The following is a 14928-nucleotide window of genomic DNA, read 5'->3' on the forward strand; positions in this document are numbered from 1 at the left end:
GTCGCGGTGTTGCTGGTCGGGCTGGGCGCTGGTGTGGCGGCTGCGGCGCCGCCGACGGCCCCGCCAGCGCCGCCCACCGTGACGAACGCACCCCAACCACCCGAGACCGACACACCCGCGCCCATGCCCACTGCCCCCGCACCCGAGCCGGGCACCCCGGCTCCAATGCCCGGTGCTGGGCCTGAAACTCCTACGGCGCCTGGCACTTCGGTGACGCCGACACCGAGCACGCAACCCTCCGAGCCGGGGCCTGTGGTGCCCGGGGGGTCGGAGGATGCCGAGTGCGGGGTGCGCAACATTTCTGGTTGTGTCGCCGACGCGATCGACGGGTTCTTCCAGCGGGTGGTCGATTCCTCGCTCAATCCGCTGCTGGAGTTGCTCTCGAAAACGCTGCTGACCACGCCCGAGCCCGGTGAGCTGCCCAGGGTCGGTGAGTTGTGGGACTCGTCGTGGCAGCTCGTGGTGGCGATGTACGGGTTGTTGGTGATGGCGGCCGGGGTGCTGCTGATGGTCCGCGAGACCCTGCAAACCCGGTATTCGCTGCAAGAGCTGCTGCCCCGCATCGTTGTCGGGTTCATCGCCGGGGCCATGAGCCTGCTCGTCGCGACCCAGGCGATCCGGTTCGCCAACGCCCTCGCCGGGGCATTGGCTGGCGAGGGAGTCGACACCGACTCCGCTGCCGCCGCGCTGACCGAGCTGGCGAGCACCGGACCGCAGTCGGGGATCTTCTTGATCCTGCTGCAAGTGGTGCTGGTGGTGATGATCGTCGTGCTGATCATCACCTACGTGGTGCGGGTCGCGGTCACCGTCATCCTCGTCGTCGCCGCACCGTTGGCGTTGATGTGTCACGCCCTGCCCGGGCTGGACTCGGTCGCGCGGTGGTGGTGGCGATCCTTCGCGGCCTGTCTGGCGATCCAGGTGGTCCAGTCGCTGGTGTTGGTGACGGTGCTGCGGGTGTTCCTCACCCCCGGTGGGTGGGAGTTCTTCGGGCCCAACGCCAACGGCATCGTGAGCCTGATCATCGGGATCGCGCTGTTCGGGGTGTTGATCAAGGTCCCGTTCTGGCTGCTGTCGACGATGCGGATCGGTCAAGGCCGCGGCATGGTCGGATCTCTGGTCCGCGGTTACGTCACCTACAAGACCTTCGGCCTGCTCAAGGGCGGCGAGAAGGCCGCTGCCACAGCGGTCCGGCACCCGAGGACCCCACGCAGCCCAGGTGCGGCGGCGACCGCCACCCGAACAGGCCACCCTCGCGGCGGCCGACGTGGTGTCGCTGTGCCCGCTCCGGTGGGCGGCACCGACCCGTACGCGAGAACTCGCTCGACGCGAGACGGCCAGCTGATGCTGCCCTTCGAGGGGGTTCGCCGCACCCGCCCGACACCACCACCGACACCACCGCCCGCTACCTCGAGCCGAGCCAATGTCGGGATCGCCGCGCCAGGGACCCAGTCGACGCGCGGACCGTCGCCTCGCACTACGTCGCCTCGGGCGTCGTCGCAGGGCAGGGCGGCGCAGGGACGTCAGCTCGCGTTGGATTTCAGGCCGCCGGATCCCTACGCCGGGATCCGTGCCGACCGTCGAACCGGCCAGTACCCGTTGCCGATCCCGGTGACCCGAGTCCGGCCAGCTCCCAACCCGGTCCGCACTCCCGGCGGTGCGACGTCGACACCATCGACGCCGTCGCCGGTCTCGTCGTCGCCGCGCCCTGCGCGGGGCAGGCAGATGGCGTTCGATTTCGATCCGCCCGACCCCTACGAGCGCAACCAGCCGCTGCGCAACGGCCAGTACCGGCTGCCATTCCCGGTGCACCGGGTCCGGCCAGCGGATCGACCACCGACTCCGCCTGTGCCGCCGCCGGTTCCGCAGCCTCGCCCGGCACCAACTCCGACCGGTCGGCAGCTGCATCTGCCACTGCCGGATCTGCCCGTGCGCCGCCGCGCTCGGCGAAACCGCTTCCGAGGAGGAGATTCCCGATGACAACCGTGCGTATTCCCGCCGATGTGGACCGCCCTGACCGTCTCATCGGCCAGTTCACAGCCCGCCAGCTCGCTGTCCTCGCCGTCACCGCACTGCTGCTGTATCTGGGCTGGACCGCCACCCGCGAGACCATCGCACCCGTCCTGTACGTGGCCGGGGCGATCCCGATCGCCACTGGTGTCGCGGTGTTGATCCTGACCACCTGCGACGGCCTCTCCGCTGACCGGCTCCTGCTGGCCGCCATCCGAGCACGGTTGCGGCCCCGCCACCTGGTCGCCGCACCCGACGGCATCACCGCGCCGCCACGCTGGCTCACCCGCACCACTCGTCGAGGCCCGAAACCACCTGCCCCGCAGCCGTTATCGGCCAGTGCGCTGCGGTTGCCGGAGTCGGTCACCGGTAGTGGCAGCGGTGGGCTCGGGGTCGTCGACCTCGGCGCGGATGGTTTGGCGGTGATCGCCGCGGCCGGGACGGTCAACCTAGGCCTGCGGACCCCTGACGAACAGGACGGCCTGGTCGCTCAGCTCGGGGGTTGGCTGCACACGCTGCGTCAACCGGTGCAGATCCTGCTGCGCTCGACACGCCTGGATCTGACCGGTCAACTCGCTGACCTGCGCGATGCGACGGTGGAGATGTCGCCGGAGTTGGCCGACGCCGCACACGCTCACGCCGAGCACCTGGCCGGACTCGCGGCCAGCGAGGACCTCATGCACCGACAGGTACTGCTGGTCTGGCGCGAACCCCTAGACGTGCCGAGTACCGGGGACCGGCTCGGTGGGCCGTCGCCGACGGCGATGCTGGGCTGGCTCGCCGGCGGGCGTCGCCGAGCCCGCCGCGAGCTCACCGCCGCCGCACGCCGCGCCGCCGAGTCCCGGCTGCTGCGACGCGTGCACGAAGCCACTGATCTGCTCGCACCCCTGGGCGTCACCGTGACACCCCTCGACAACGACCAAGCCACCGCGGTCGTGACCGGGTGCACCAACCCCGGCAGCCTCGTCCCGTCCTCGGCCGATATCGCCGGTCCCGACACAATCATCACCACTGAGAGCGACGAAAACCCGACCGCCACAGATGATGTCGCGGCCAACTTGCATGCGAACCAGGTCAAGGAGAGCGTGGAACCGCGGCGGGGGTTCGGGCGTGGTCGAGGCCGCCGTCGCGGCGCGGAGACCGGGTTCGGGCCCGAGTCGCTCTCGATCGGAGCCCGGCATCTCGAGGTCGGGGCGGGTTGGGTCGCCACCTTGGCGGTGACCGGATATCCGCGGGAGGTGATGGCCGGGTGGCTCGCGCCGCTGCTGTCGCACCCCGGGCGCCTCGATGTCGCGCTGCATATCGACCCGGTCGACCCGGTCACCGCGGCGTCCCGGTTGCGGCGCCAGCTCGCCCGCTTGGAGTCTTCGCGCATTCATGACGCCAGTTACGGCCGCCACCCCGACCCGCTGGTCGAGGTCGCCGCCGAAGACGCCGCCGACCTGTCGTCGCGGGTCGCGCGCGCGGAAGCCCGATTGTTCCGGGTCGGGCTGTATCTGACGGTCCACGCGTCCTCGCAGGAGGAGTTGGCCGACGAGGTCGCCGCGGTGCGGGCCCTGGCGGCGAGTCTGCTCGTCGACACCTGCCACGTGACCTACCGGCCTGTGCAGGGCTGGGTGTCGACGTTGCCACTCGGGCTGGACCTGATCAGGGTGCAGCGCAGTTTCGACACCACCGCTCTCGCGGCAGCGTTCCCGTTCTCCAGTCCGCAACTGCCCGTATCTGATCCGGCTCGCGCGGCCTCCCCACAAGGAGTGTTGTACGGGCGCGACGCGGCAGCGGGTTTGGTATTCGTCGACCGATTCGGGCCGCAAGCACACAATCACAACGCGGTCGTGCTGGGCCGTTCCGGTGCGGGTAAGAGCTACCTGGTCAAAACCGACATCCTGCGCTCGCTCTACCGCGGGATCGAGCAAGTGATCATCGACCCCGAAAACGAGTACCAGGCGTTGACCGAGGCAGTCGGGGGCACCTACATCCACCTCGGCACCACCGGGATCCGGCTCAACCCGTTCGATCTGGAAGTCCACACCCGCCCCGACGGGAGCCGCACCGCACCCACCGACGCCGTGACCCGCCGTAAATTGTTCTGCCACACGGTGATCCGGGTGATGCTCGGGGATCAGACGGCGGCACAGCGCGCCACCCTCGATACCGCCGTGACCGCGACGTATGCCAGCGTCGGGATCAGCGACAACCCGGCCACGTGGACGCGGCCCGCGCCGACATTGTCGATCTTGTGTGAACAGCTGAGCGCGCTGGGTTCGGCGGTGGCCGATGATCTCGCTGCCGCATTGTCACCGTTCGTCGGTGAGGGTGCGTTCGCTGGGTTGCTCGACGGTCCGACCACGGTCAGCCCGGATACGGGCATGGTCGCGTTCTCGCTACGCGAGCTGCCCGACGAGATGAAAACGATCGGGACTTTGCTCGTGTTGGACGCGACCTGGCGGCGGGTCTCGAACCCGGCGAACCGGCGTCCGCGGATGGTGACCGTGGACGAGGCATGGTTGATGATGCGCCAACCAGCGGGTGCGGAGTTCTTGTTCCGGGCGGCGAAGTCGTTCCGCAAGAACTGGGCCGGGCTCACCGTAGCCACCCAGGATTGCGCCGACGTGCTCTCCACCGAACTCGGCAAAGCGATCGTGTCCAACGCCGCCACCCAGATCCTGCTCCACCAAGCCCCGCAAGCGATCGACGAAGTCGCTGCCGCGTTCAAACTCTCCGACGGTGAACGACAATTCTTACTTTCCGCCGCTCGGGGACAAGGTTTGCTGTCTCTGGACGGCACCGATCGGGCCGTGTTCGGCTCGCTCGCCTCATCGCGCGAGCATGCCTTGGTCACGACGAACCCGAGCGAAATGCCGGGCACCGTTGGCGATTTCGGCGAGTTCGGTCTCGATGTCGTCGAGGCCGCACCGAACGCTCCGGCCGTCAGCGTCGTCGACGCCGACACCGATTCCGGACTCGATCACCACGCCGACGTTGATGACGAGGACGATGGTCCGGGCTCCTTCGTCGATCTGCGAGTGGCCTAGCCATGGCTGCCGGGTCGGCTGTGTGGTCGCAGGGCGTGGGTGAGTGGTTGCTCGATCCCGGGGCGGCGACGGGCGAGTTCGTCGACACCGTCGTGCTGGTCGTGACCGGGCCGCAGGTGGTCACGGCGGTCGTGGCGGTGGCCGTCGTACTGGTGGTCGCGAAGCTCCTCGCCCGGTTGCGGTGGCGGCTTCTGGCCGCGAATGCCCGCCACGTCACGGTCTTGTCCCCGCCCAAGGTCGACCCGAAAGGCGCGGAGGCGTTGTGGGCGCATTTGACCGGGCAGTTGCGGCCGTCGTGGCGGCGAAGGTTGTTCGGGCAGCCGCATTTGGGGTTCGAGTACAGCGTCACCCCAGAGAAGGGCGTGGCGATCCGGATCTGGGTGCCCGGCATGGTCCCTCCCGGGCTCGTCGAACGCGCGGTCGCGGCAGCATGGCCCGGCGCACACACCCACACCACCCACACCGTCACCGAACCGCTCCCCTTGCCCACCACCAAGATTGCGCGGGTGCTGTCGGGTGGGGAGCTTCGTTTGGGGCGGCGCGAGGCGCTACCGATCCGCACCGACTACGGCGGCGGCGATCTGGTCGCCGCCCTGATCGCCGCCGCCGACGACCTCGCCCCCGGCCAGGGCGCCTGTGTACAGGTCCTGGCGCGGCCGGTGACCGGTCGACGGGTGCGGCGCGCCACCCGAACCCACCCCGGCGCGGGGTGGTCGGTGGGGCTGGTGCGCGAGATGCTCGATGTCCTGACTCCTGGTCCGACGCGCCGCTCGGGGCGAGCCTGGGCGGCGGGGGCGACCCAGACCGGTGACCGGCAAGCGGCGATGCAGGACACCACCGAGCACCGGGCCGCAGCGACCAAGGCCCGAGGTGCGCACTGGGACACCGTGATCCGCTACGCCGTCACCGTGCCCACCACCGGCGACCCGGATTCACGGGATACGGCGCGAGCGGTCGCACGAGGCCGCGCCGACGCCCTCGCGGTGGTATTCGGTTCCTGCACCGACCACAACTACTACCGACACCGGCGGCGTCGCAGGCTCGCGAGGCTGCTGCCCCAGAGGCGGCTGAGCCGCGGTGATCTGCTGTCGGTGCCGGAGCTTGCCTCGGTCGCGCATCTCCCGCATGATCCGTCGATTCCTGGTGTGCAGCGGGCCGGAGCCCGCATCCTCGCCCCGACACCCGAGATCCCTACGGCGGGACCGTATTCGAAGGCGCTCGGTGTCGCCGATGCCGCCAGTGGGCGATCGGTGGCGGTGCGCGTCGCCGACGCCCGCCACCACTTGCACGTCCTCGGTCCGACCGGCGTTGGGAAGTCCACACTGCTTGCGCAGATGATCCTCGACGAGGCCGACGCCGAGCGCGCCGTGGTCGTCGTGGACCCCAAAGGCGACCTCATCACCGACATCCTCGCCCGGCTCCCCCGTCGCAGCGCGGACCGGGTGGTGTTGTTCGACGCCGACTCCCGCAGCCGCCCACCGTGTTTGAACCCCCTCGACATCTCCGGCGCCGACCGGGCGGGCACCGAGCGAGCCGTGGACAACCTCTCCACCATTTTCCAGCGCACCTTCGCCCAATGGTGGGGACCTCGCACCGATGACGTGCTGCGGGCGAGCCTGCTCACCTTGTGCCGGCAACCCGGTGTCGCGACCCTGACCGACCTACCCAGGCTGTTGACCGAGTCCTCCTTCCGGGCTCGCGTCACCCGTGCCGTCTCCGACCCCGTCCTGCGGGGATTCTGGACCTCCTACGAGGAGCTCAGCGACGCCGCCCGTGGACAGGTCATCGGGCCGTTGCTGAACAAGCTGCGCCACTTCTTGTTCCGGCAGTTCGTTCGTGACGCGCTCGCGGCGGGCCCGTCCACGGTCGATCTCGGCGATGTGCTCGATCACGGCGGTATCTGCCTGGCCCGGTTGCCGAAAGGCTCCCTCGGCGAGGACACCAGTCGGCTGATGGGTTCGCTGTTGGTCGCCCGTACCTGGCAGGCCACCACCGCCCGCGTCGGAACACCGGCCGATCAACGTCCCGACGCCACCCTCGCCCTCGACGAAGCCCACAACTTTCTGAACCTGGCCACCCCGCTCGAGGACATGCTCGCCGAAGCCCGCGGCCTGCGCCTGTCGCTGGTCCTGGCACATCAAAACTTGGGCCAGCTTCCCCCGGATATGCGGGCCGCGGTCTCGGCGAACGCCCGCAACAAGGTCATCTTCACCGCCTCCCCCGAAGACGCGCGCGACCTGTCCCGCCACACCAACCCCTGGTTGTCCGAACACGATCTGGCCCATCTTGACGCCTACCACGCTGCCGCCCGCGTGCTCGTCGGTGGCCAACAGGCACCACCGTTCACCCTCACCACCCGACCTCTACAGCCAGCCACACCTGGGCGTGCTCGCGAGATCCGCGCCGCCGCCCGTGCCCGACTGGCCACACCACCGCCCGTCGCTGCTCCGACCGATGGCGCGCCGGAGGTGGTGACCGAACCGCCGCCAGCGCCGCCGGGTAGCGGCGATCCTCGCCTGTCCTAGCGGCCTGACCAAGCGCATCGCACACCCGATCCCTGTGTGTCGCGGTCTCTTTCACTTTCGGAGGTTGGTTTCATGATCACTCGTCCGACCCGGCAAGCCGATCTGCGAGCATCCCGCCCGCGCCGGGTACCGGCCGCCGACCACACCGGTCTGGCCGTGCGGCTCACCGGCAGGGATCGGTGGATCCTGCGGATGCTGCACGAACACCGAGTCCTGACCACCACTCAGCTGGCCGACCTTGCCTTCCCGACCCTCAAGATCGGGCGCCGGCGCCTCGCGCTGCTGCACTCCTATCGGGTCGTGGATCGGTTCCAGCCTCTGCGTACCCGAGGCTCCGCGCCTGGGCACTGGGTCCTGGCGCCCGCCGGCGCCGCCGTGCTCGCCGCCGAAGCGGGCATCGAGCTCCGTGAGTTGCGCTACCGCCGCGAACAGGCTCTCGCGATCGCCCACAGCCTGCAACTGGCCCACACCGTCGGCGTCAACGAATGGTTCACCGCCCTCGCCACCGCCAAGGGTGGTGGCGGGCAGTTGCAGGCGTGGTGGTCAGAGGCCCGGTGCCGACGGCTCTGGGGCGACCTCGTACGACCCGACGCTTACGGCCGCCACACCCACACCGGCACAGCGTTGGATTTCTTCCTCGAATACGACCTCGGCACCATCACCTTGTCCACCGTCGCGAACAAGCTCACCGGCTACGCCGAACTGGCCCGCTCCACCGGCATCGTCACCCCTGTCCTGCTCTGGGTCCCCACCGCCGCGCGCGAATCCAATGCCCGCCGTGCTGTGGCCGAGACCTGGAGCGCGCTACCCGACCCGGCCGCGGTCCCTGTCGCCACCGCCGCGGCCGAGCTGTTGGACCCGGGCCTCGCGCACCCGAGCCCCGCCGACCGTGTCTGGCTGCCACTCGATTCCACCGATATCGCTGAACGTGTTGCGCTGCACCAACTCCCCGACATGTGGCCCCACGTGACGCCACCACCGCCGTCCTCGGACCAGACGAGCCCGAGCATGTCCGGGGCGGCCACGATCTTGGCGCCACCCACGCCTACGCCGCCGCGCGAGCACGGAGGACTGTGATGTTCGGAAAAGCACTCGCTGTGGGCTCGGTGGCGGTCGTGTTCTGCACGGTCGTCATCGCCGCCGTCGTCGCTACCGTCGCCGTCTACGACCACACACCCGCCTCCCCGGCACCAGGTGCAGGCACCTCGCCGAGCACCGATATCCCACCGGACATGCTCGTGCTCTACCAGCAAGGGGCCCGCTCGTGTCCCGGCTTGGACTGGTCGGTGTTGGCCGCGATCGGCAAGATCGAAACCGATCACGGCCGCTCTCCCCTGCCCGGTGTGTCGTCCGGGGAGAACTTCGCTGGGGCCGGTGGCCCGATGCAGTTCCTCGCCCCGACTTTCGATTCCGTCGTCGCCAGCCACCCGCTACCCGCGGGCGGTTCCACCCCGTCCTCGCGGCACAACCCGCACGACGCCGTCCACGCCGCCGCGTTCTACCTGTGCGATTCCGGTGCCCCGGGCGATCTGTATTCGGCGATCTTCGCCTACAACCACGCCGACTGGTACGTCCGCGACGTCCTCGACCAAGCCGCCCGCTACTCCACCCACGCGACCGCACCACCCTCGGGCAGCGGCGACTGCGCCGATGTGCGTGCCGCGAGTCCCGCTGCAGCGACCGCGATCTCGTTCGCCTGCCAGCAGCTCGGGCTTCCCTATGTGTGGGGCGGCAACGGTCCCGAGGTCAACGGTGGCTGGGACTGCTCGGGCCTGACACAGGCCGCCTACGCCCGAGCGGGTGTAGCGATCCCACGCACTACCTACGACCAAGTCCACACCGGACCCAGCATCCCCGAGAACCAACTCTTGCCCGGCGATCTGCTGTTCTACGGCACCGACGCCGACGTCCACCACGTCAGCCTTTATCTGGGGGCCGGAAAAATGCTGCACGCGCCGACGTTCAATGAGCCTGTTCAAATTTCGGATTATCGGTGGTCTGGTGACGACTTCTACAAGGCCACTCGTCCCGCTGATCTCGCGCCGCCGACCGGTGAGCCACGCCCGCAACTGTAATCAGAACAGTCCGGGGGCGAGCCATTCTCCACAAATGAAAGGGACTCTTCGGTGAATATGCACGACACTATCAGCGCTCTGGTGGATTTCTCTCACATCCCGCCGGGCGGAACCGAACTCGTCCACCACATCGACGAAGTCGAGATCCCCCTCGTCACCGATCCCGCTCGATGCGCACACGACGACACGCTCTGCCCCGAGTGCGCCGCCTTGTGGCAGACCGAGCACCTGCTGTCGGAAAGGCTGCCCTGGGAACAGGGTCCGCCCGATCCCACCGACGCCGAACGCGACGAGTGAAACAGCGAAGTCGAATTGGTATTTTCTCCATCACCGGCGAACCGATTCTCCGGCAATCCCTCCAATAATGAATTTCTACCGAAATGACCTACGGGGCAGGTCATCACGGGAATCGGTGGGCGTCGCGAATACCGGATGATTGTCTTGTTTCTGACACCGCTTGACATTCCACCGTGTGCGGAGCGTCCATAGAAACAGGAACCCCGCTAATCACCACCGCAGGAGATGACACGGGGAACCGTCCCGGCCGGGACATGACGAAATACACCACCAATCCCCACTTCCCGAGGAGGGACCGTCATGTCCACAACAACCACCGAAACCACCCGCTCGAGCGCCGAAGACGCACTGTGGGCCGTGATCAGCACCAAGCCCACCACTGCCAGCGACCTGGCCTTCGCCGCCGGAATCAGCGAATCCAAAACCCGAAAGATCCTGCGGCAGTGGGCCACTGACGGCAGCATCACCCGCCACACCGACGACGACAACCCCCGCGCCGCCGCCCGCTGGAGCCTCACCACCGCCCAGACCCCTCAAACCCCCGACGACACCGACACCCCCATCGCGGCCACAGAACCCGAACCTGACAACCCGCAGACCGACGGCACCACCACACCACCCGAGGCCGACGACGCGACCAACGCCGACCCCGCGCCCCAAACCGAGCCGACCACGGTCGACGGCGACGCACCCACCGACCACGCCCCCGAGCAGGCCGAGCAGGTAAGCGTCGCGGATGCACCCGACCAGGGCAAGTTGGCCCCAGGAGCGCTGCGGGGGCTCGTCGAGGACCATCTCCGGGACCACCCCAGCGAGGAGTTCAGCCCGCACCAGATCGGTAAGGCGCTCGGGGGACGTTCCTCCGGTGCTGTGCACAACGCCCTGGTCAAGCTCGTTGATGCCGGGGTCGCGAAGATCACCAGCGACCGCCCCAAGAAATTCACCCTCACACCGACCGAATCCTGACTCGATCCCGATCCCGGGCGGGAGTAGCGCCACCACCCCATATGGGGCAGGTTCCGCTACTCCCGCCCACAGCTCTGCGTCGAAGACGACCGGACCTCAAACGTGCCACCGATCGTTCAACCCATCGTGTCAGCGCTCCCAGGGCTTGCGCGGGCGTCCCCGTCACCAGGAGCGCAGTGGTTCGGGTCCGCGTTCATTCCGGTACCCGTCGTTGGCTTTCCCGATCGGTCGATGTCCAAAAAGCCCCTGAATTCCCGGAGTTCCTAGTGCGGCGAGACACCTGCCCGCACGGCCGAACACGACGTTCCAGGGAGCCCCTATGTTCAACGACCGACTCGTCACACCCCGGCGTGCGCGCGCACGCCACAGCCACGACCACCCGCCGGAACAGCGGCGCACCGCGCGCGTGATGGCCGCAGCGGCCACCGTTGCCATCACCGCGACCACCATCACCACCGCTGCGATAGGCCCCACCAACGCCGAACCCGCCAACGCCCCCGCCTGCCCCAAGTGGACAGCGGTGCTGGTGCCCGGCACCACCGAAACCAATTCCGGCGCGGACCCAACCAAATTGGTGGGCCTACTCGCACCGATCGGCGAGCAGCTGCGCGCCCGCTACGGCAACGACATCGACGTGCGGTCCCTGCCCTACGCTGCCGCCCCCGTCCCCTATCACGAGTCGGAATCCGGTGGAGTGCAGGCATTGTCCGGACTCCTGGGTGGGCTGTGCTCGACGACTCAGGTCGTGTTGGCCGGGTACTCGCAAGGCGCGGATGTCGCCGGCGACACGGCCGCCGAGATCGGGCAAGGCCAAGGCTCGATCCTGGCCTCGCAGGTCCGCGCTGTCGGGTTGGTGTCCGACCCCAACCGCGACCCGGCCACCACACAGCTCGGGCAACCGGTCGACGGGGAGGGCATCGCCGGTCCTCGCGAAGATTTCGGGGCCATCACCGACAAGGTGCGCACCGTCTGCGTCATCGGCGATATCTACTGCGCCACTTCCGCGGAAACCTCGCCCGCCCTCGCGACGGTCGGGCGCGCGTTCACCGGAAGCCCCGCTCTGCTCGACGACGAAACGACCTCGACCGGGTCCGGTTCGCTCGACCCGTCCTCGGTGACACGGCAGGTCATCCTGGTACTCGGAGGTTTGGCCGAGATCGCCGCGAACGTTCCCGCGATCGGCGACAACATCGTCCGGCTCCCCCAAACCCTGCTCGCCGGTGACATCGCCGGAGCCAAACACATCAGCGGCGAGCTGAACAACCTGTTCAACCCGCTGGTAAGCCTGGCCGACGAGGTCGACCTACACCTGGTGGCTCGAGCCCTGTCGATGGCCGCTGCCGCCGACGCCAGCGGCTGGACCGCGGTAGCCGCACAAGTCGTCGATATCGTCGCCGACCTCGACCTCGGTCGCATCGCCACCGACATCGGACTCGCCCAGGACGTCGCCTGGCGTGCCGTCGCCAAACTCACCGCCGGTGACCTCGTCGGCGCGGGTATCGAGCTGGCCGGGCTCGTCCCGGTGGCCACCGACCTCGCCGCTGCCGCTGCGTCTGCTCTCGTCGGCGATGGCGCCAGCCAGCTGACCGGCCTCGCTGCCGAGGTCACCGCCGGTACCGATCCCACCACCAGTGCCGCGCTGTCGGACTTGGCTGACCTTGTCCGTCAAGGCGGTGACGCCGCGGAGTTCTACGCCTCGGGAGTGCACGTCACCGGCTACGACGCCGGTGTCGGCGAGCTCCTCGACTGGTTCACCACCGAAATCGATCACGACAACTGAGCGGAATTTCATCTGATCGGTATTCGACACTTGTCGATATGAGGCGGAGCGCCCCCACGCCAGCTGCCAACGCTGCGAGCGCATTCGGCACCTCACCGCGGACCAGCTCCTCGACAGACCCCCTGACACCTACCTCGCCATCAGCGACCACCCCGTCCTGCTACCTCCTCGCCTGGCTGGGCTTCTCCGAGAACTCGCCGACCAGCGACCGACGCAACCCGCAGCTCCGCACACCACCTCGCATTGGCTTTTTCCTGGACGTGTTCCCGGACAGCCCATCGGAAACAGCTCGCTCAGCGCTCGACTAAACCGCTACGGAATCGCCCTCCGCGCCGCACGCAGCGGCGCGCTCGCCGACCTCGCCGCGGACCTGCCCGCCCGTGTCCTCGCCGATCTCCTCGACATCCATATCACCACCGCAATCCGCTGGAGCAAACACGTCAGACGCGACTGGACCGCTTACCTGTCCGCCCGCCAAGCCGAACAGCAGGACGACACCGAACACCCCAGGGACTAGCGCACGCGACCAATACCGTCCCTGCGCCAGTTAAGTAGCCTGCACGTCCGGTAACGCTGGGCGAAACATTCAGCACCACGGCACTTTTCGCTGTCAAGCCGATTCCCGCCTGGCCACGCTCGGTTGTACTGTTCGTTCGACGGCCCTTTCGGGCAAGAGAATCACGGGGAGGAGGCCACATGGGTGGTCGATTGACGCCAAACGGTCCGTACTTCATCTACGCCTTGCTGGATCCGAAGGTGTATCGCGAGACGAAGGACGACCTTCGAAGCATCTTCTACGTAGGGAAAGGCCGGGCGGATCGGCCTCACGATCACGAGAAGAACGTCCGTAGCGCGCTTCTGAAAGAAGAACAGCTCCACGAGCGACTCGATTCGAAGGCACACCGGATTCACCAGATCCTCGACCGGGGCGAGCAGGTGCCGATCCTGTATCTAGCGGAGGGGATCCACAACGAGGACGATGCCTACAATGCCGAACAACTCGCCATGACGCTGGTCGACGGACTGCTAAGGCGCACAGACAAGTCCGTGCTCACCAACGCGATTCCAGGCCGCCACCACGGCGTGCGTCGAGTCGGCGAGAGCGACCTGGGCGGCGTCTCCGAGTGGGAGGCGCGGCTGCGCAAGGACGAGGTCGATATCGGGGCGCGACAACTCAACATCGAAGATGCCGGACCGACCTCGGTCATCTTCGTCAAGGGAAGCCGCAAAGATCTCACCGCTCGTGCCCATCGGCTACTGCGCACCGTTACCGTTCCGCATCAACTCGAGGGGCTCACCGAACGAGTGAACATGCTCGAGATGACCGATGAGCCTCTGACCATCCGGCAGGGTTGGGATCCGGATGACCCTTGGGACGATACCGATGCCAGGGAACGTGCCCGCCGATACTGGAGTTTCTCCGTCGACCGAGTTGCGGGATGGCTACACGATTCCGGGTCACTGCCGACCCACCTGCTGCTGGGCATCCCGACCCGAAACAAAGAAACTGTCGTGCGCTATGCCTGGCGGATCGATCCTGACGGAAAGTGGGAGTTCTTCCCTGAAGCACACCAGTGGGGCGTTCCCTTGGGCGAGAGGGATATGGCTCATCCCTTCCTCAATCACTCGCTCTACGAAACGCAGGACGACAAGCGGGCGCAGGTTCTGCTCCAGCGTTCGGCAGGCTGGCGACACCTGGTCCGTTGAGTGCAGCCTACGGCGCCGAATAGCCCGGCCTGGCACCATTTCCAGCACTGTTTGTCGGCGGCCCGCCCTGACCCAACGGCTACCCCGGCCAGGAACGGGAACAGTGGGCTGTATCGACACCGCAGGGAATAGCGCACGCGACAAATACCGTCCCTGCGCCAGTTTGAACGTGACCCCGCCGAACCTTCGGGGGCGGTCTCAGGAGCCCGGCGACTCGCGCGCCGGGCTCCTGCGTATCTTCGGGTCGATACCCAGTCGCTGGTAGGGGGCCAACAGTGCTCGGGGGCGGGGCACTTGAGGGTCGGTCGGAGTCGCGGGATATGAGGCCCAGTTGGTTGCTGTGCCTTCTTTCCGCGTCGTCGTCGATGCTGATGGCGCGATCGCCCAGCGACTCAGACTCGGGCAGGATACGAACAACGTAGAACTCGCGGCGGTCGTCAAAGACGGCAAATCGTGGACCTCTTCGAGTGCGAGGTAGCGTCCGCTCTGCCACCGGCCAGGCAGGCTGACCTTTCGAGCGTCATCCCGGATCAGCC

The 14928-nt window shown here is 67.9% G+C and carries 9 protein-coding genes; all 9 read left to right on the forward strand.

Annotation, left to right across the window (positions count from 1 at the left end; genetic code table 11):
* Positions 1 to 288: 288 nt before the first annotated feature.
* The 9 genes from ACFXKN_RS04450 (at position 289) to ACFXKN_RS04490 (ending at position 14392) form a co-directional block, all read left to right on the forward strand.
* Positions 289 to 1977, forward strand: a complete 1689-nt coding sequence (locus ACFXKN_RS04450) for a hypothetical protein (RefSeq protein ID WP_379432384.1) — start codon at positions 289 to 291, stop codon at positions 1975 to 1977.
* Positions 1974 to 5042 (forward strand): PrgI family mobile element protein, encoded by a 3069-nt coding sequence (locus ACFXKN_RS04455; protein ID WP_379432385.1) that lies wholly within the window; start codon positions 1974 to 1976, stop codon positions 5040 to 5042. The genes ACFXKN_RS04450 and ACFXKN_RS04455 overlap by 4 nt, the downstream gene beginning before the upstream one ends.
* 35 nt (positions 5043 to 5077) lie before the next feature.
* Positions 5078 to 7567 carry a type IV secretory system conjugative DNA transfer family protein gene (locus ACFXKN_RS04460; protein ID WP_379432386.1) on the forward strand — a complete coding sequence of 830 codons (2490 nt, stop codon included), beginning with the start codon at positions 5078 to 5080 and terminating at the stop codon, positions 7565 to 7567.
* 72 nt (positions 7568 to 7639) lie between these two features.
* Positions 7640 to 8644 carry a replication-relaxation family protein gene (locus tag ACFXKN_RS04465; RefSeq protein ID WP_379432387.1) on the forward strand — a complete coding sequence of 335 codons (1005 nt, stop codon included), beginning with the start codon at positions 7640 to 7642 and terminating at the stop codon, positions 8642 to 8644.
* Complete coding sequence (locus ACFXKN_RS04470; RefSeq protein WP_379432388.1) at positions 8644 to 9642, forward strand: C40 family peptidase; 999 nt, start codon at positions 8644 to 8646, stop codon at positions 9640 to 9642. The genes ACFXKN_RS04465 and ACFXKN_RS04470 overlap by 1 nt, the downstream gene beginning before the upstream one ends.
* Before the next feature lie 81 nt (positions 9643 to 9723).
* On the forward strand, positions 9724 to 9939 hold the full coding sequence (locus ACFXKN_RS04475; RefSeq protein WP_379432389.1) for a hypothetical protein: 216 nt from the start codon (positions 9724 to 9726) through the stop codon (positions 9937 to 9939).
* Between the two features lie 300 nt (positions 9940 to 10239).
* Positions 10240 to 10905, forward strand: a complete 666-nt coding sequence (locus tag ACFXKN_RS04480) for a hypothetical protein (protein WP_379432390.1) — start codon at positions 10240 to 10242, stop codon at positions 10903 to 10905.
* 319 nt (positions 10906 to 11224) lie between these two features.
* Positions 11225 to 12685, forward strand: coding sequence for a cutinase family protein (locus ACFXKN_RS04485; protein ID WP_379432391.1), 1461 nt, complete (start codon positions 11225 to 11227; stop codon positions 12683 to 12685).
* A gap of 696 nt (positions 12686 to 13381) precedes the next feature.
* Complete coding sequence (locus ACFXKN_RS04490) at positions 13382 to 14392, forward strand: GIY-YIG nuclease family protein (RefSeq protein WP_379432392.1); 1011 nt, start codon at positions 13382 to 13384, stop codon at positions 14390 to 14392.
* Positions 14393 to 14928 lie beyond the last annotated feature (536 nt).

It is taken from the genome of Nocardia sp. NPDC059195 (assembly GCF_042754695.1).
GTDB lineage: Bacteria > Actinomycetota > Actinomycetes > Mycobacteriales > Mycobacteriaceae > Nocardia.